This is a genomic window from Sphingobacterium olei, from assembly GCF_005048855.1.
Taxonomy (GTDB): Bacteria; Bacteroidota; Bacteroidia; order Sphingobacteriales; family Sphingobacteriaceae; genus Sphingobacterium; species Sphingobacterium olei.
Genome location: NZ_SUME01000015.1, coordinates 1 through 17,512, shown reverse-complemented (window position 1 = coordinate 17,512; position 17,512 = coordinate 1). Strand labels below are relative to the sequence as shown.

The following is a 17,512-nucleotide window of genomic DNA, read 5'->3' as shown; positions in this document are numbered from 1 at the left end:
CTGCTAGATTCTCCAACGTTAAAATAGTTCTCCATTATAAATCTATTAAAATACTAAATCAGTAAATTCTAACACCTCCCCTACAGAAGGAATAGAAGCATTTGTATTTTGTATGCGAATCCTAATGTTTCCGTAGGCGTCCAATGATATGACCCAGTCCCGCCCGTTGATTGTTTTACTAACATATTTGGTCGATGTAGGCACACAATCACCATCGATACTACCGATCAGAACGCCGTTATTGTACCAATCGGATTGTAAATAGTTACCTGGAGATAACGCCTGCATCATAAGAAAACCTATCGTGATATTAAAAGGCTCTCTATAAACATGACCACTATATAGCTGCCAATTGCTATTAAGCAAAATTTCACAGGGCGGTATGTAAACGACGCACGCGGCATTGCTATTCGCATATGCCTGTCCATTCTGTTGCACATCCTGCAGCGCTTTAGCTTCAGCGTCAGCCTGAGATATAAATGAATAGTATCGTCCTTCCGGCACGATATATTCAATGCTCCCTCCTACATAACCTGTACCGCAATTGTTTTTTGTAAAATATTGAGATCTCGTTTGATTGAAATAAGCATTATATGGAACATTTTCGTCTCGTAAATTATAGCGGTAATTATCTAAAATATTTTTATCCATGTCCAACCTGTCTTTCAGCCTACGCATGGGATCATACTCAAAAAACTCCACCTTCCCGGATGGATTCCGGATAGACCTTAGCTGCCCGTCAAAATGAAACGTATAGGAATTTACAATAGAAGGAGGTAAATCCAGATGTAGCAGTTCTAATGTATTATCTAATACCGTTTCGCCGTATTGACCGCTAAGCCCCTCGACAGATACTACAGTGGTTACTTCATCATAATCTAGTCCTTGAATCCTTGCAACCAACATATTGTTTTTATATCCATAGAGATAGGTAGATGGCCTAAAGCCTTTCTCTTTTGATTCTAGCAATCTACCCTTTTGGTCATAGCGGGTGAAAACGAATTCCGGAGTATAACTTCCATCGACGAGCTTGTCGTCAATAGCTGAAAGTGCAACAAAACCATTGCTTCCAAAAGTGTTATAGCTGTACCTCTTTCCCCCTTTAAATATACCATCAGTATATCTTTCCGCTGTTATAGGATAGGAAACCATATGCTTCTGATTCATTATTTGCTGCACACCGCTGCTCGGAGAAACAGTGTATGGGTAGGTATAACGAGATTCAGATATTCGGTTATCACTCGTATGGATACGTTCGAATGTCTTCTGTTTATGGTCATTATATCCAAAAGTTTTTTCCTCAACTATAGTTCCGCTTGGCAAATAACTTGTCTTTTTATAGTTATGCATCAGATAAGCATGCGTATAATTATAATAGGCCGTCATACCAGAAAAATAATTACCACCGCCCCCGCCGTCGCATCTAGCCGTAAAATCTAATCGAACTGTCCGAACGGGGTTATTCAGATTTTCTCCTACGATTGCGTAATCATACAGTTCCATTTCTAACATGCGGTAGTCCATCGCATCTCCACCGTATTTAAAAACTCGCAGAGGCCTTCCTCTTTCAAAATCTCGGCTACTGAATGGGATATTAGGTATAAGCGCTGGATTAAACACGTAGAAAGGAACAATATCAGCATTGCCATGAGCCTGGTTGCTAAAATCGTGTGTAGTAAATGAGCCGTCCTGCTCTCTAACCGTAACCGAAAAATAACCTATATGTGATTTCGTTGAGTTTCCTGTCAGAGGAACGATGGAAGAACTCATATAGCCCCCTAGCGTGACAGGCGATCCGTTTATAATAGCATCGTAACTATAGTTGTATTTTGGCTCACGGGCCAAAATACCGCTACTTCTTCTTCCCTGTAAAGTTCGCGGATTAAAGTCCTCTACGTAATAAAACTGTTTAAAAGTCAGACCCCCATTCTGATCAAAGTTTTCGATCCGCTTAATCCTCGCCCCACCTGCTGTTTCATCATATCCGCTACCTCCACCGGTACTCCCATGCTCAGACGATACGACCTCTGAATAATTATGATTTTCATAAGTGAACTTTGTACGTCCTCCTGTGGGGTAAGTTATCTCTTTTAGAAGACCCAAAAGAGATGCACCTACAGCAGGGGATCGATCCTGCCCGACCCCTGCACCAAAGAACATGTAGACATTGGGATCCCCAGTGTCTACTAAGGGAATATAGTTGTGGTATCCCCAATGGTCGGTAATCTGTGTCGCATAAAGCGGAAAATTGCCGATATCGTTATAGCTGAAACGAAATATCCCTCTCTCTACCGTATTGTAGTTTCCAACCGCCACCGAATCCAAACGAAGCCTCCTATCTGGAGATTCATCGTAATAAAACCGAACATTTTTAGATTTAAGATCAATATTATCAAAGCTGCTTTTATGCGTAAACGATATACTATCTAGTTTAAGCCAGATGATTCTTGAAGAATACTGCCCATTATTAACAGCCTCTCCTGGATTGTCAACAAAATATTCTATATCATTCGTCATGTTAATGGCTAGAAATTCGCCTGGAATTGGATTATTTGGTGTATTATTATGGTAATTCGAATTGGCAAAATATCTCGTGTAGAGGCTCTCGGGATATCTTAGTTCATTACTTTTTGATCTGTGAAAATGCATTTCAAGATTGTCGCCCGGCGATTCAATTTTGGTTAAATACACGGGAGAAATCAAACTTCCCGATAACCCGTTAGCTTGGTTATTTACAAGCCCGAAACGCACCCTTCCGAAGGAAGCACTTTGCTCGACATAGTAGTCGTAGCAGCGGGATCCATCTTCAAAATAACTAAATGAACTTTGGTATGGACCTCTTTCGTATACAAAGTCTATTTCTTCACCTACCTGAGGTATAATTTTCACCAAATACCAGCTGGTAGCGATCGAGGAGAAAACATAATCAAACATATAGGGAGTGAAACCCACTGAATATTCTATTGCATCCGACGTCCCAAAAACATATTTATTACCCTTATCATCCGTAAGCACAAATTTGTTAAAGGTACGTGACGAATACACAGAACCTGATACAGGAACATTGTGTTGAGCGGGAAATTTATAAATAAAGTCGTCCTGCTCAAATTCAACCTTGATAGCAAAGTCAGAACGGACTCTCCACTCCCCTGTGTGGTCCAAAAAGAACTCTCCCGAGTAACCAAGAAAATTAAATACAAAAACATCAGGCTCTCTATCTATATAATTTCCATTGGGAATGTTATGTGTCGATGTGGCTGCCCAATTAGCTCCGCCAAGTACACTATGCGTCTCATAAAACCCCCTTCCCGAGAAGTCTTGAAGATCGAAACCAAAACCATTTTCGTCTGGCACATTCCGGACTTGCCTTGTGATAACACCGCCCCCGTGCAGCGAAAATCCTGCGCCTACCCAAGAGGGATGTTCGTCAGGCCTGAACCCTCCGGCGTGATAGCTAAGTGAAATAGGTACTTCTATACCGGACGATCCCAATGTGTGTATCGGTATCCTTATATCCGGCACGCCCGTATATAGTGATACGGGGATTTCACCGTAAATACCCAAGCTTGATGCATTTGGTGACGGTTTGGACAGAGGAACCGGCGAGAAGTCCTGGGCTAAAGAAATAGTAAAGCCAGCAGCGTAATAGAAAAATGCAGCGAGAGCAATTCTGATCCATTTCCAGTTAAAGTTCATTTTTTTGTACGGCATATTTTTCTGATCAAAAAAGAGAGGTTTCATTTCTATAGGTTAATTCCCAGTTGACAACTTAAACAGTTAATAAAAGCGACTTGTACGTGTAATTGTAAAAGCTATACAAAATAACAATTTCATTTGAAAAATTAAACATTTTAAAATAATTTATTTCAATCCACTATTTTCCATGGTAATTCCATTACTTTCCAAACTCTTCACCCTTTCTTCTAGATTAATAATATAGAGCGTCATCTCTTCCATTTTCTTCATGAGAATTTTATTCATTTCCCCGAGAGAAAGTCCGCTTTCTTCAATTTCCTTTGCTTTGGGAACTTCGGGCAGGTGCCCATTTTTATTTATAAAACTTTCTAAGCTATCCAGAGACATCAACTTGTGGTCTTTCTCAAACACATAATCTGGCCAGTTGGCGGTTTCTACTTTGATTTCCTTAGCACGGATATTGCCGTTGACAGCAAGTTTTTCGGATGGAGAGTCTGTTCCAATCCCTACGTTACCATCTGTGTAAGATAGGTTATTAATATTTCTCTGCCACTGGAAGGAAGAGCCAAATAGATGTGGAAGCGAATTGATATTAGCAGCATCGTAAGTTTCAACGAAAGCCCGAATAGTATACATATTGGAATGGTTGGTCTTGACTTTTACTAAGTTATTCTCCACTACTAGCAAAGGATGATTGGAGGTTTGTCCAGCAGATGAAACCATGCGTATAAACCAAACGCTATCCAAATTATTGTACCAGGCTAAATACTCGGCCCCAGTACGTGTACCCGTTGCCCGAACGGACAACTTAATCCGATAAAAGGCTCCCTTTTTTAATGCCTGACCGGAAGCATCTGTCAACTCTATAAGCGTCGTATTGCTAGCTTGAATATCTTTAATAAAAGTTGTCGTTTGTGCAGTACCATATTGGCAGATTAACAATCCAATTAACGACATGCTAAATCTGATAAACCTAATCATTTTTTTCAATCCAGTTTTCTACTTGTTTAATACTATCTTTCATTTCAGTGATTTCTTTTCCCTGATATTCTATTTCCCGGTTCTTCTCTATCAGGAGCAGTGTCAGCTCCTCGATTTTTTTCAGGAGTAGCTTGTTCATTTTTCCGAGTGATATCCCCTCTTTTTCTACCTCTGATGCACTTGGCATCTCAGGCAGGTGGCCATTCTGCCTTATAAACAGTTCGATCTCTGGTAAGGACATTCCTTCATATCCATCCTGAAATACGTAATCTGGCCAATTGGCGGTTTCGACCTTGATTTCCTTAGCTCGGATATTGCCGTTGACCGCTAGTTTGTCGGTAGGATTAGTAGTACCAATTCCTACATTTCCATTTGATTGGATAGTCATACGGATTGCCGCAGGCGTATGTGTGTTGATTGTCTTGAAATAAATCCTACCATGAGATGTATTATTGTTTTCCAAAAATATTTCCGCCCTGGTATAACCATCATTAGACACTCCTAGCCTAATTCTTCTATTCGCAGCACTGTTCTCAAGTAAGTATGTTCCCCATGTCGCCTCCTGAATTACGCCTTCGGCAGGAAGAAGGGCTTCGTTATCATTCCTCACCTGGCTAAATAGGGAAGGAGCAAAAAGGAGATAACCTATCGTACTTACTAATAATATTATTTTTTTTTCCATTTTCATGAGTTATAAATTGATATTCCGATTTTCTGGCGCAAACCTAAAAAGCATGTATTTTTATTCAGTGATTTCTTTTTTTTAATCTATTGCAGATAGTTGAAAAACATGAAAATTCTATATCTTTTCGATAGGCATAGAATAGGTCAACTTAATCTACTCACTTACTCCTTCTCTGATCCCTGATGTCTTTAATTCTTCAATCTCCTTCTTCATATCAATTAAATAGAGCGTTAGCTCCTCTATTTTCTTTAACAGGAGTCTGTTCATCTCTCCCAAAGACACACCGTCTTTCTCTGCTTCCTCTGCCTTCGGTATATCAGGCAGATGCTTATTCTTTTGGATATAGCTTTCCAATTCTTCAAGGGAAAGTAAACTGTAATCGCTTTCAAACACATAATCCGGCCATGGAGATGCTTCAACCTTGATTTCCTTAGCGCGAATATTCCCGTTGACGGAAAGTTTTTCTCTGGGGCTAGTAGTTCCAATACCAACAAAACCCGCATTGTCATTAATAATTACATTACCAACATCACCGGACGGAACACTTCCCACGCTTCTAATGTATATGTCACCAGTTAAATTCGTATGTTCCAGAACAGTAGCGCCGATGGTTGGATTGTTACGAAACTGGGCAAACCCTAAATTCGTGATCCCAGTTCTTGAAATAGTTCCGGTAGTATTCTTCGTACCGGAAAAGAATTCCTGCCCAACGGCAATATCGGTAAGGAGGATAGACAAAAGCACAAGAGTAATACGTGTCATGTTTATTTTAATTTTAGGATGTGTTTTCTATTCATTTTGTAATTTTCGTAGACTTTCTTCAGATTCATGAGTATCTTTATCAATAGTCTACTATTTTCTACCCAGTATATATCTGTTAGACGGCTGACTACACTTTTTTTATTGATATTCGCTTCGATATGGTCAGTTATGGTCGGCCTAAAAATAGATCGTGATCGTGTTATTAATTAATTACAGTTTGGTACAACAATCAACAGGACATTATATCCCAGTGTGTTACTTTCCTGTAAAAGTGAAAATTATTATTTAAATGTATGTTCCGTCAATACTATTATGTTGTTAAAATATTTCTGTTAATTACTGGTCTCTTATATTATATGCTTCTCAACAATTGATTTTCAATAAAATTATAAAAGGTTTATGAGAAAAACAAGAAAACACAATATATTTTGAAATTTTATTTTCATAAGGTTAGGAAGACATGCAAGCAGAAAGCGGGACTGACACCTTACTGTTCTCGCGCCAGAGGCTACGAACAATCGTTAGAAATAGTCTCCGATTTTAAGGTGCTATTCCAGTATGACCCGTCCTCCCTATTGATTCACCTTAAACAATGAATCATCATTAACAAAAAACACAGGAGAAAAGCTTTTAGTTTCTAATAAATAGTAATATTCATAGGATTCTGTTTTATTATCAAGCTCCTTCAACCTACTCATATTGTACCGCTCTATATAGGTTGAATTAGAATATTTAAAAGGCACAATAACTTTACTCCAAACACCATCTATAAACGTAACATTTAACTCTTTATTTGAGCCTTTAACCTTAAAAAAAACACTTTGTTGCCTCAGATAATCTTCAAAAGAATCATTCACGGAGTTTTCCAATTCCAATTGTAGTGGAGAATTTAATGCCCTCCGCAAAAATGTGTTTAGTCCGACCACTCTACCGCTTTCCATAAAAGAAGTCGGGATGAATAGGTCATTATGTATTGGTCGACATTCTTGCTGATAAACTGAATAAAAGCTCTCTTCTTTAAATTTTTCCGAAGGAATGAATAGAAATTTTCGAGGGATATCCGATCCTTCTCTGATATTTTCGTGATGCCCTTCAATGAATAAATAACCTTGTATTCTTATCGTTTCTGTCGTGGCAGAAGCTGACCTCTGCTGCCCTTTAGACAGTAGAGGAATCAAAGAGACCAACAAATTAAAGATTAAGAAATTTTTCATATTACCTTACTTTATATAATGCCCCAGGAGCACCTGGATCTTTATGTTGAATAACACGCCTCACCTCCCTGGGTGTTAAATACATAGACTCTAAAGAATTAGGATTATTCGTTCTCCCCATTATCGCCCGAATTCCACTACCATTGACAGAAGGATAACTATAATTAAATGTTCCAGTACTTATTTCATTCATATTCATCTGGTTCATTATACTACCTGGGTCTCCATGACTAGCTCCTAAGTTATGTCCTATTTCATGAACGAAAGTCCCCGTAATTAGTTTAACTCTATCACCTCCAGGGTTACTAGACAACGTACTTTCAATTTTATCTCTATTTATATTAATTGTAGTGCCCGTCGCATTACCCAAATCTTCTCCCCTTGACTCTCACCATCTACTAGGTTCACTTGCAGAACCAGTCTATTGCCTTCGGCATTTTGCTCTACTTCATCTTCCTGTACTACTAACGGTATTGTGGTTGTTCGGACATCGCTAAAAATCAACAGCTCATTTTTTTGTGCTTTTTCCCACCTACCAGAAGAACGTTCAAATAACTCAAGCGACCTGTACTCGTAGTAGTAAGTTGAATCCTCTTTCAGTTGAATACGAGACCCATCACGACTAATGTAAATACCAATGATGTTAGATGGTAATGAACAACTTACAAAACTACCTAATAGAATAACGAATAAAAAAACACGCTCATCTACTTATTTCTTAATTTATTCAACAAAACCTTCATCTCCTTGGAATTGAACCCTCTCATATACGGGTATGAACCATCAATTGTTCTTATTCCCATCACCCAATTCCTACTTATATCACTTCGACCTCTAATCCCTCCCCAGTCAGACGACAGCCCTGTAACAGAACTTGAATCAAAAGAGAACTGTCTTTGATATGCAGGCACTTCCACATTAAGTCTTTCTGATTGTCTTATTCCTCCAGTTTGATGAATTTGGTATCCATGTACCGCTTCATGAAAGCCGTTGGCATCACTAGTAATACCCATAGTTATCACATCATTTACTTTTTCCGCATACCCAACCTCCGTACCCACACCCAATTCTATAAAAGTAAACTTTTGAGTAACCTCTTTACTTCCCATTAGGTTTAATTCAGAAGATGAGCTATTCAAGTCACCAATTATCTCGTTAATAGAAGTTACATTATCCTTAGCTTTTTGTAGCTTGGTCTCTAATTTCCCACTTGAACCGCTCTCCGCTATTTTAGCTTCCAATTTTGCCACATAACCCAGTACGTCCTTTTTGACACACTCGCTTAAGGAATTTAGCTTACCTGATATTTTCCTTCCGATTATAAAAAAAATATAGTAATGTAAAAATAACTAAAATATAACCATGTATTTGAAATATTCTTGAAGGGTAATGACTTATCTTTTCCTCGATGTTAATTACATACAAATAGTCAACTCCTAATTCAATGTATATAGAAGATTCCAGAATGTTCACAAAAAAATTAAGAAACAAGAAAGATAGAAAAGTAAAAAAAAGAGCTTTCATCCTTATTTTCGAAATATTTCTTAAAACTATTACCTCCGCAACTACCATAAACAACAAAAAAAACATCAACAATGGATACCAAGCATCTAGTTTTGAAGTTATAGCTAAAGATAATATTTTCGAAAGTTGGTATACAAAATAAATTACTTCTCTCAGTAAGAATACCAAAAAAAGCCCTTTTAACAAAAACATAGAGGAATACCTATTTTTCATTTTTCCGCAATTGATTATTAATAATTATATATAATGCAGGGCTGGATTTTAATGTAGGATTAAACATATTCATCCAGCCATCCTTATTATGCCGTCTCCCTAAATGTAAGCCAATATTATATCCGCTTCTTTTGGTTCTTTCATCAGTGCCACCTGTATTGAACAATATACTATTAATATTTAGGATGCCCTTTTCATATCCATTTTTATAACCTGTTTCAAAAGACATATCATATTCTTCAATTTCCGTAGGATAATGCATGAAACTATTTTTATATTTGCCCAGACTAACTCCAAATATCTTGCCTAGAAAGTCATTTACAGTTTTATCTTTATCTCTCCCCGTTTCTGACCAAGCCGCTATAGAGTTAAGAAATTTTTGAGTATTTCCTTCATTTATAACATAAGTATCGTTACTCCCATCTTCTGTCCTCAATATAACTTGTCCTTTCTCGTTAATAAAATTAGTTGGTGGATCCTCGTCTCCCCTCTTCTCTTTAAGTTCCGGGTTCGCACGCAAAAACTCGGTAAAGGCCATCTGTGCAGCTTCGCCCGTAAGTTCTACAGACCTTCCGTCCGGATCGATAAATTTTATCGGGTTATTAACCGCATAATTATATGGGGACAGATTTGTATACTTCTCCGCCAGCGGATCCGGCACATTCCACCGTCCAATTTCAGCGTCATAGAACCTTGCCCCGTAATCAAGCTGGTCAAGGCCCATCTCAGTCTGCTTCTCTTTACCATTGTACTTGTAATGGTTCGAAGCCGAGTTCAGCCCTCCCCCCGTATTCATCTCCATACCGAAGGCATAGTAGTTCTGGATCTGCTTTATCGCTCCGGTATGGTCTATGATGGCACGCGTGTTGCCTAGATGGTCCTTGAGGAAATATTCATAAATAAAAGAACTGCCAGTGGGAAGGATCCGCCCCTCTTCCGTCTGAATAAACTCGATAGCACCGTTTCTATATTGGATCCCGTCCACATAGTCCGTGACCGCGCTGCCCAGCTCCTTCCTCAGTTTCTTACCTGTGGCATCGTACGTATAGATTAGATTTTGCGAGCCCTTCACGAACTTCTTCGGTAAATTTAGGTAATTGTATTCAATATTTGTAATACCCAACCGTGTATTTGTCTTTGCATTTCCATTGTAATCATAGGTAAAACTGTTGCCCCAGTTAACCGTTCCAGCATCAGCCAAACTGATCCATCTGTTACCCTCGTATTGGCACTTGAAATGGTTGTACCAGCTGGTAGCACCATTGCTCCGTCTTAGGGTATCGATATTGCCCATCACGTCATAGGAAAGCTCCTCATTGAAATAGTTGTTTTTGCCGCTGGCGGTATACACAGCCTTCTTCAGACGGTTCAACTGGTCGTAGGTATATGTATAGGTCTGCAATGGGGTTTGTGTCTGCGAGCTTGATACTTTCGTATTCCACTGCACTGAACCGATATTGCCGTTATAGGCCTGCGGGTTATTGGCGTAGTTCAGCGTCATCCCGAAAAGTTGTTTGTCCGTAACGCTCGAGGGATTGTTGATGGAGGTCGTCCAGCCGCGCTCGTTGTAGCTGTACAGTATCTCCTGGGCCGATTCGCCCCCGATCGCTGCGCGGAACGTGCTGCCCATAGCAGCATGGAAACCCGGCGTCAATGTAATCGAACTGCTCGCCAGCATCTCCGAGCTCTGTCCAGTACCGACCGATTCCACAGCACCCAGTGTCAATTCTTCCGGGAGGTTCTCCATCCCATCCGTATGCAGCTTTTTGGCATACAACTGACCGATCTCGTTGTAGGTGTTTTTTGCCAAAAGGATGCGTTCGCCGTTGTTCACGGCTTTCCACGTGTGAGTGTGCCGCTCACGGTGATCGTATTCATACTCCGTGATAATAGTCACCGCCGGGGTGGTGGCATGGGTAGTGTGGTGCCTACGTATGCTTTTGGCCAACTGTCCTGTAAAGGTGTATTCGTTAGTAGTGTCGTCGAACTTGGTGCTCGAAGTGCTCCCTCCAAGGTAATGTTGCCCGATATTCCTAACCACGTCCCCCCGATCGTTGTAATACGTCGCCCGCCACAGGAAATCGCTTGTTGCCAACACCCGCGTACGCGATACTGTGGCGCGGCCATGGGTGAGTTTACTATGGCTGTCCGACTTATTATAGGCTGCTGGGAAACCCGATACGTTGTAGTCGTCATAGAATTGCTCAGTCGTTACTGTAAGGTCGCCCGTTGGCCAGGAACGGTTAGTATAGGCGGGTCCTGTCGCATTTCGCTCCTCCCAGGTAGCCGGAGCCTGCTGGCTCTGTACCGCAACACGGACGGTTTCCAACGACAGGTCGCCGATATTCAGCCAAAGTCCTGTCTGAGCTACCCGACCAAGCCCGTCGTACTTCGTTACCGACCACTCCTGAGGGCTCTTGGATCTTTGGTTGGCATCTTGCGTGGCAACAATTTGATTCAAGTTGTTGTACACGAGGTACTCCTCGCCCTTACCCGGCAGTGTTTTTTTCACTAGCCGTCCATGGTCGTCGTAGCGATAATCGTATCCGAATGTTTCAACATCCCCGGGGCCGGGGGGGGGGGGGGTATATCCGATCCGGATTGAGCCCTGGTGGAAGAACAAAACACAGCTGTCCCAAATCATTATATACGTAATACGTACTCAACATATTTTCCGTACTTCCATTTTGCTCGAAGGTTCGGGTAAGGACCACCCGCCCCTGCTTGTCCGTATATTCCTCTGTCGTGTGCAGCCGGCTACGGAAGTCCGATGCCCCGTAGTCCTGCCAGTTCTCATCCCGGTGAATGGCCACGTACAGTTCACCCCCCGCATAAATACCTTCAGAATTCGGTGTAGGACCTCCTACCACAATGTATCGGGTTACCATCCGCGTGGTTGCCGTACTCTCGAAGGGATCCATGTTATTCGTGGTGCGTGTCGTTACCGCCGTCCGTCCCGTGGCGGGCGTCCGGGACGGACCGGGCTGCCATACCTGCCCCGGGAAGCCCTGCTCCATCACCCGGTCCAACGGCGACGCTTCGTAGATCCGCTGGCTGAAAGATGGGGTCACACCACTGGAGGCAGCAATCTGCACCACGCCTTGGGGTGGCGTATTGTAGAACGCGGCCTGATGCACAGTAGCTCCCCATTTGTAACCCCCACCTGCGCCCGTGGCCGTAGCGAAGGGCAGATAATCCCGGTCCTGTCGACCGAAGTTGTCGTAGGTAATCGGTACTACTATATCCTTCGCGGCACCAGGCGCAGCTCTTAGTTGTATCATCTGCATCGGGCGGCCCAAGTCGTCATAATAGGTTACATCCTGCATGGCTGCCACTGCGCCCGGCTCCAAATACCTCGTCTTTACGATGTAGTTCATGTATTGGGTGAGTGTCCCTTCGCCCGCCGAAAACGCGAGGGGATAGCTATCCATCTCCGCATCCGATGAAAGAGACTTCGAATCTTTTAAAATTGGTCTCCTTCTTAAAAAAGCTCGTGAAGAGAGGCACTTAACACAGTCAGAACTTGCTAATCTAGTAGATAAAAAACGTGAGTATATCTCAAAAATTGAGAATAACGGAAATAATATAACTTTAAAAACACTATTTGACATCGTTGAAAAAGGATTGGGCGAAAAAGTAAAAATTTCAATCGACTTTTAACCCTTAAAGCCCATCTTTAATAGTGTGATCGAAGTTATCCAAAGACCATCCGTAAGAAAAGCAGATAAGCCAGACGTCATTATGTCCCGGATGGACTATGTCATTATCTGCCAGGTTATCGAGCGGCTAAATGAAATCGGCATGACTGATGATGAGCTTTCGTTCTTGCTCGGCAAAGCCAACAACTATGTCTTTGGATTCATTATCAAACCCAGCGATAAGAACCGCTTTAACGAGGATCAGATCGACCTACTACCCTATATTTTAAAGTGTCCGTTTTCTAAAATCATCCCTAATGGCACCGAACCGGGCAATATACAGCTCTATCATACCGGCGGGATACCTGACGAAGGGTACAAAGGATTCTCCCATATCGTCTACTCCCCTAGCGGCGAAGGCACACGCATCATCTGGAAGAAGAAAAATGCGCCGAAAGGCAGCACCCGAAAAACCAACAAAACATTGCTCGATCTCTTAAAACGATGGATCAATGAAGGATATTTCGACGAAAAACGTGATGCATTGGAAGTTTACAAAAAACTCAACACGGAATATAAAATTGTGTTCCAAATCAGCGAACTCGAGAAGTGTATCAAGATATTGTGCAGCATCCGCCATGAACTGCTTGAAAAGGAATCCATTGACGGGGTGCTGAAATATTGGAAGAAAGTGTAAATATAAAGTTTAGAAAAAACCATCCAATTGCAAGAAGAGCTTCTCAAAGAGAAAGATCAAGTAGTCAAGCTCCTCTTTCTGGCAAATGCCATTATAAGGGATGCAAAGACAGGTAAAGCCTATGCGTAATAAATAAAAAAGCCCAATCCGATGAAAGATTGGGCTGTGTTTAATCTAAAAAAGGCTTTTTATTTCGACATCTTTGCACCTGTTAAAACAACCAAGAAAAACAATACAAAAGTCAACACTATATATCCGACTAGAAGAGCATCCTTAGTTGGCGCTTTACCTTTTCCAGAAAACTTTTCAATTATGCTTTTATATTTTGACCCGTTGATATATAGAAAGTAGTCGCATAACAACACCGAACACATCAACACTATTTGCATCCATTTATGATAATGTGAGATAGCATCCCGCCAAATGAGAACCATAAATACAAGTGTGCTCAAGTTTAATATCTTGAAAACAGAGATGCCCAACAACGTTGAAAACACTAAAAGATCTTTTTCTTTTACAACAACTTTGTTCCACCAATAAATACGATAAAAAAGATAATCAAACATAGATTTTTGTTAAGTTACCATTTACTAGGGCCATATAGCTTACCTGCTTCATAACTTATTCCTACAACAGCTCCTGGCCACCCACCTAAAATTCCGTAAAGTCCAACACCTATATCTGTTACACCCTGAGTTACCGACAAATCCCCTTTTAACACATCCACTCCAGATGCTCCAACACTGTACCACCCTAATAACTTCCCTGCAACCCCAATCACCTTACCTAAGCTGTGTGTTTGTATTCTAGAAACACTACCACCTGTCCAACCCGAAGTATATAGCTTTGGACTAAATACTGTTCCATCTTTCCGAAACAGCCTGAACGTGGTTTGGGTATTTTTCCCTAATTCAAGACGAAGACCGCCACTGCAATCGAGATAGGTTTCAAATCTCCTATAGCTTTTTGCGCCCAATCAGGTACATTATCACTTTCAGACGCAACCATTCCTTCTCCATAACGTCGAATCCAACTTTCATTGTGCATCATCGAGTTCTGAGCCCCCTCTTTCTCCTTCTCCATAAACTCTTTTAAAAAGTCTTTTACCTTGTCATTAGCGATAACAACAGTGGCGTCATTTCCATCGTTTGTCTCTTTTATCAATTTGCCGTTTTCATCTTCATTTCTGGTAAGGTAACCTTCCGTTTTCATACCGTCAGGATCGATGAAATAGATAGGATCATTCATCCCGTATGCATATGGAGATACTACAGCATATTTCTCCGCCAGCGGGTCCACTACGTTCCACCGTCCGATTTCAGCGTCATCGTAAAGATACAGTATCGAAACACTGGAGCTGACAGCTGCCCGAAGCTGACTAAGTCGAGTATGCGAAAATATCATCCCAGTCCTGTCCTTATTGATAGATCCATTTGCATCGTACGTATAATTTCCCGTGAGTCCTCCGCTCACTGAGCTCAAGAGATTACCCGTGTACGTGTATAGAGTGGGTGTGCCGTTGTCGCGTCGCAATGTTAAGATGTTGCCCCTATCGTCATATGCTAATTCTTCACTCATCACGGTGCCTGTACTGACTCCTTTAGTAAGCCGGTTCAACTTGTCATAGCCATAACTGAACATATTAGGAGTACCGGATGTGCCATGCCCCCAGTGTTGCTCGGAGATGTTTCCATTGTACTGCTGATCCGTCGTCGAAAGGCTTGGAAGGTTGTATTTCAATACTTCACCAAAGTTTGGTGAACTTAACCATGTAATCCAACCCCGTTCATTGTAACCATCATAGCCCACTGTGTCGATAAAACTTGTCCCATTGTTTTCGCTGTGCAAGTGTTTACGTTTCAACTGGCCGATCTCGTTAGAAACCAATTGCTATAAATTAAAAATCAGCTAGTTATAGCATTATATAGTTCCAATTTCTTGTTATGTCTTAGCGCAGATTAGCAAAATGGTGCTCTGAGATACAGGCTTCTTTGTAATCAAGACACCCTCTTTCAACATATATATCTAAAAGATCTTTTACTTTTTGATAATCAACACTTTCAGGTATATCCACAGCAAAGTATGGTTGTTCTTTCATACTTTCCCATTTACAATTTAATTGCTCTAAATCTTCTATAACATTCTTCGATTGCTTAATATCAAAAAATATTATTTGAACCGTGGAATTTCCAGATACCGCTATTAATTCATCAAAGTACAAAATACCTTGGTCATCTTCAACACTAATAATATCACCCAACGCTAAATTGCCAGCATAAAAAGGTATATTATTTACTTTATAAAAATTATCATCTAGTTTTACAACCCAAATAATCTCTTCCGAAAAACTACCATCTAAATCTTTATACGTTAAAACCACTTTATCTTTCATTATCTATTACCCTTTTTTATGTTACAATCTCGACATAACACTTGTCCATTATTTGGTGTTCCACTACCTCCTTTCGATTTTGGTTCTGTATGATCAACTACGCTTTATAAAGTATTTATAGCGCTCCAAAGCTTCTAGTAAAGACACTGCTTCTATTTCTTTTTCAGTTATGCTCAAATTTTAGCTTCAATCTATCGATAATATTCAATTTCCATAAATCTTTCTTCATCTTCTTCATAAAAATCCAACAGTATTTTATATTCACTTTTTAAGCCGATCAAAATTATTAACCCTGTAGGCTCATCTTCGAAATTAAATTCTAGGTTAAATTCATTGATAGAATTAAGAAATACTATCCCACAATCTTTGGACAGGTCTGTATATAAATATATTGGAGTTTCATCTGTGCATTTTCTTCTAATTATAGTTTTCAGTTCTTCCTTGTTATTAAAAGGAATTTTTGAAATATATCCCTTTTCTAATGACTCTGTTTGTCTTAGAATGATATCAGTATCTACAATCGTCAAAAGCCGGATATCTTCCTGATTTCTATAAGTCGTTATCTTCTTTATAATAGCTAAGTATTTCGCCAAATATTGTTTACCATAAAGACGTCTTCTTTTTTGTTCTGAGGTCTCTTCCATTAATAATTAACTTTAGATTTGTCGTTATCAAGTTTTGGTCGATTATAATTGTTCATACGCGTTTTACCGTTGTCTGTTTTGACTTTACCTGCTTCCCAATGAGGATATCGAGGATCTTGGACAGTCAATAAAGGATAAGCTCCTATTTTTGGTAAATGCAATTATCAGGGATGCCAAGACATGCAAAGCTTATGCTCAATAAAACAATACGTCTCTATCCGATGAAAGATTAGGCTGTGTTATTTTACGTCATCAGTTGCTTTCTATAGAATAGTAAAAACAGTATTATGCTAATAATACTTGTGTATCATTAAATTGAGGACGAACATTAAGAGATAACTATGATATGTATTCTTTAATCGAAGTTTCTGCTTGCCAAATGGATAGTAGCCTTTTATACCTAATTAATCACCAATGTGGGATAATCAGACATTTGAATTAAATTGCATTTAACAATATCCCCAACTTTGAAAGTTACATCCGCATTTACATCATCCAAATTTTCAAAATCACTAATTTCCAGAGCTTTTAAGTCCTGAAAATCATACTCTGGAATTGATATAATCTCAAAATTCACCATATCTACCATTTTTGCTTCTAAAGGTAGGTATATTTTCTTTTGCTGCAAAATTTCTATTGGAGCATAAACAGCGTATGTTATAGTAGATTCTTTAAAATTAGGAATTGCAAAATCGAAAATAAACTTTTCAATTAATGTGTTTAAATTATTAAAATCACTATAACCTATATATTTTTCTCCATCAGACTTAATCTGATACCAATTACTAAAACCTTCTTTAAAATTCAAGTCAAATAAAAATCCTTCTAAACAAGTATTTATTAAATCTAAAGAGAATTTCCATCCTGGGTTATCTAATGTTTGTATTGTAATTGCATGTTCATGTTCCCAGTCCCCATTACATTGGTTTTTGTACCAGTTGTCTATAACGGAAGTCACTGGGCCAGCTAATTCGGTTTGATTTGCCAATTATTTCGGAGGTCAGCGGGCCAAAAAATCTCCTGAATTTCGGAGGTCAACGGGCCATTCTTACTTTGAAAACGGAGG

Annotated in this window: 17 protein-coding genes and 1 pseudogene; 2 read left to right on the top strand and 16 right to left on the bottom strand. The window is 40.0% G+C overall.

Features of this window, described 5'->3' with window-relative positions:
- Positions 1-45: 45 nt before the first annotated feature.
- The 10 genes from FAZ15_RS21985 to FAZ15_RS22935 all read right to left on the bottom strand — a co-directional run bounded on the left by FAZ15_RS21985 (position 46) and on the right by FAZ15_RS22935 (position 12,401).
- The gene (locus FAZ15_RS21985; protein WP_136903527.1) at positions 46-3,741 is read right to left on the bottom strand and encodes a DUF5977 domain-containing protein; all 3,696 of its coding nucleotides are present in this window, start codon (positions 3,739-3,741) and stop codon (positions 46-48) included.
- A gap of 120 nt (positions 3,742-3,861) precedes the next feature.
- Positions 3,862-4,677, bottom strand: a complete 816-nt coding sequence (locus FAZ15_RS21980; RefSeq protein ID WP_162305034.1) for a hypothetical protein — start codon at positions 4,675-4,677, stop codon at positions 3,862-3,864.
- The gene (locus FAZ15_RS21975) at positions 4,670-5,359 is read right to left on the bottom strand and encodes a hypothetical protein (RefSeq protein ID WP_136903525.1); all 690 of its coding nucleotides are present in this window, start codon (positions 5,357-5,359) and stop codon (positions 4,670-4,672) included. The genes FAZ15_RS21980 and FAZ15_RS21975 overlap by 8 nt, the downstream gene beginning before the upstream one ends.
- 156 nt (positions 5,360-5,515) lie before the next feature.
- Positions 5,516-6,124 carry a hypothetical protein gene (locus FAZ15_RS23070; protein ID WP_136903524.1) on the bottom strand — a complete coding sequence of 203 codons (609 nt, stop codon included), beginning with the start codon at positions 6,122-6,124 and terminating at the stop codon, positions 5,516-5,518.
- 572 nt (positions 6,125-6,696) lie between these two features.
- The gene (locus FAZ15_RS21965; RefSeq protein ID WP_136903523.1) at positions 6,697-7,338 is read right to left on the bottom strand and encodes a hypothetical protein; all 642 of its coding nucleotides are present in this window, start codon (positions 7,336-7,338) and stop codon (positions 6,697-6,699) included.
- Between the two features lies 1 nt (position 7,339).
- Entirely contained in the window at positions 7,340-7,651 is a 312-nt protein-coding gene (locus tag FAZ15_RS21960; protein WP_238387342.1) for a hypothetical protein, read from the bottom strand.
- 23 nt (positions 7,652-7,674) lie between these two features.
- The gene (locus FAZ15_RS22610; RefSeq protein ID WP_162305033.1) at positions 7,675-7,842 is read right to left on the bottom strand and encodes a hypothetical protein; all 168 of its coding nucleotides are present in this window, start codon (positions 7,840-7,842) and stop codon (positions 7,675-7,677) included.
- A gap of 203 nt (positions 7,843-8,045) precedes the next feature.
- On the bottom strand, positions 8,046-8,588 hold the full coding sequence (locus FAZ15_RS21955) for a hypothetical protein (protein WP_136903521.1): 543 nt from the start codon (positions 8,586-8,588) through the stop codon (positions 8,046-8,048).
- A gap of 476 nt (positions 8,589-9,064) precedes the next feature.
- Entirely contained in the window at positions 9,065-11,719 is a 2,655-nt protein-coding gene (locus FAZ15_RS21950) for an RHS repeat domain-containing protein (protein WP_136903520.1), read from the bottom strand.
- Positions 11,631-12,401: a DUF6443 domain-containing protein gene (locus tag FAZ15_RS22935; protein WP_262709324.1), complete on the bottom strand. Its 771-nt coding sequence runs from the start codon at positions 12,399-12,401 to the stop codon at positions 11,631-11,633. Before FAZ15_RS22935 ends, FAZ15_RS21950 begins: the two co-directional genes overlap by 89 nt.
- Before the next feature lie 103 nt (positions 12,402-12,504).
- Between FAZ15_RS22935 and FAZ15_RS21945 the strand changes: the two genes are divergently transcribed.
- Positions 12,505-12,735: a helix-turn-helix domain-containing protein gene (locus tag FAZ15_RS21945; RefSeq protein ID WP_136903545.1), complete on the top strand. Its 231-nt coding sequence runs from the start codon at positions 12,505-12,507 to the stop codon at positions 12,733-12,735.
- Between the two features lie 24 nt (positions 12,736-12,759).
- Positions 12,760-13,410 carry a hypothetical protein gene (locus FAZ15_RS21940; RefSeq protein ID WP_136903519.1) on the top strand — a complete coding sequence of 217 codons (651 nt, stop codon included), beginning with the start codon at positions 12,760-12,762 and terminating at the stop codon, positions 13,408-13,410.
- 580 nt (positions 13,411-13,990) lie between these two features.
- Here the strand turns inward: FAZ15_RS21940 and FAZ15_RS21935 are convergent.
- The 6 genes and pseudogenes from FAZ15_RS21935 to FAZ15_RS21905 form a co-directional block, all read right to left on the bottom strand.
- A complete protein-coding gene (locus tag FAZ15_RS21935; protein ID WP_136903518.1) occupies positions 13,991-14,386 on the bottom strand; it encodes a hypothetical protein in 396 nt (131 codons plus the stop codon).
- Entirely contained in the window at positions 14,317-15,273 is a 957-nt protein-coding gene (locus tag FAZ15_RS21930; protein WP_136903517.1) for an RHS repeat domain-containing protein, read from the bottom strand. The genes FAZ15_RS21935 and FAZ15_RS21930 overlap by 70 nt, the downstream gene beginning before the upstream one ends.
- Positions 15,274-15,358: 85 nt before the next feature.
- Positions 15,359-15,802 (bottom strand): DUF4265 domain-containing protein, encoded by a 444-nt coding sequence (locus tag FAZ15_RS21925; RefSeq protein ID WP_136903516.1) that lies wholly within the window; start codon positions 15,800-15,802, stop codon positions 15,359-15,361.
- Positions 15,802-15,888 (bottom strand): annotated as a pseudogene (locus tag FAZ15_RS23170) (HNH endonuclease); the annotation flags it as partial. The pseudogene FAZ15_RS23170 and the gene FAZ15_RS21925, both read right to left, overlap by 1 nt.
- 105 nt (positions 15,889-15,993) lie before the next feature.
- Positions 15,994-16,446 (bottom strand): hypothetical protein, encoded by a 453-nt coding sequence (locus FAZ15_RS21915; protein WP_136903515.1) that lies wholly within the window; start codon positions 16,444-16,446, stop codon positions 15,994-15,996.
- Between the two features lie 400 nt (positions 16,447-16,846).
- On the bottom strand, positions 16,847-17,434 hold the full coding sequence (locus FAZ15_RS21905) for an Imm53 family immunity protein (RefSeq protein WP_136903514.1): 588 nt from the start codon (positions 17,432-17,434) through the stop codon (positions 16,847-16,849).
- Between the last annotated feature and the right edge of the window lie 78 nt (positions 17,435-17,512).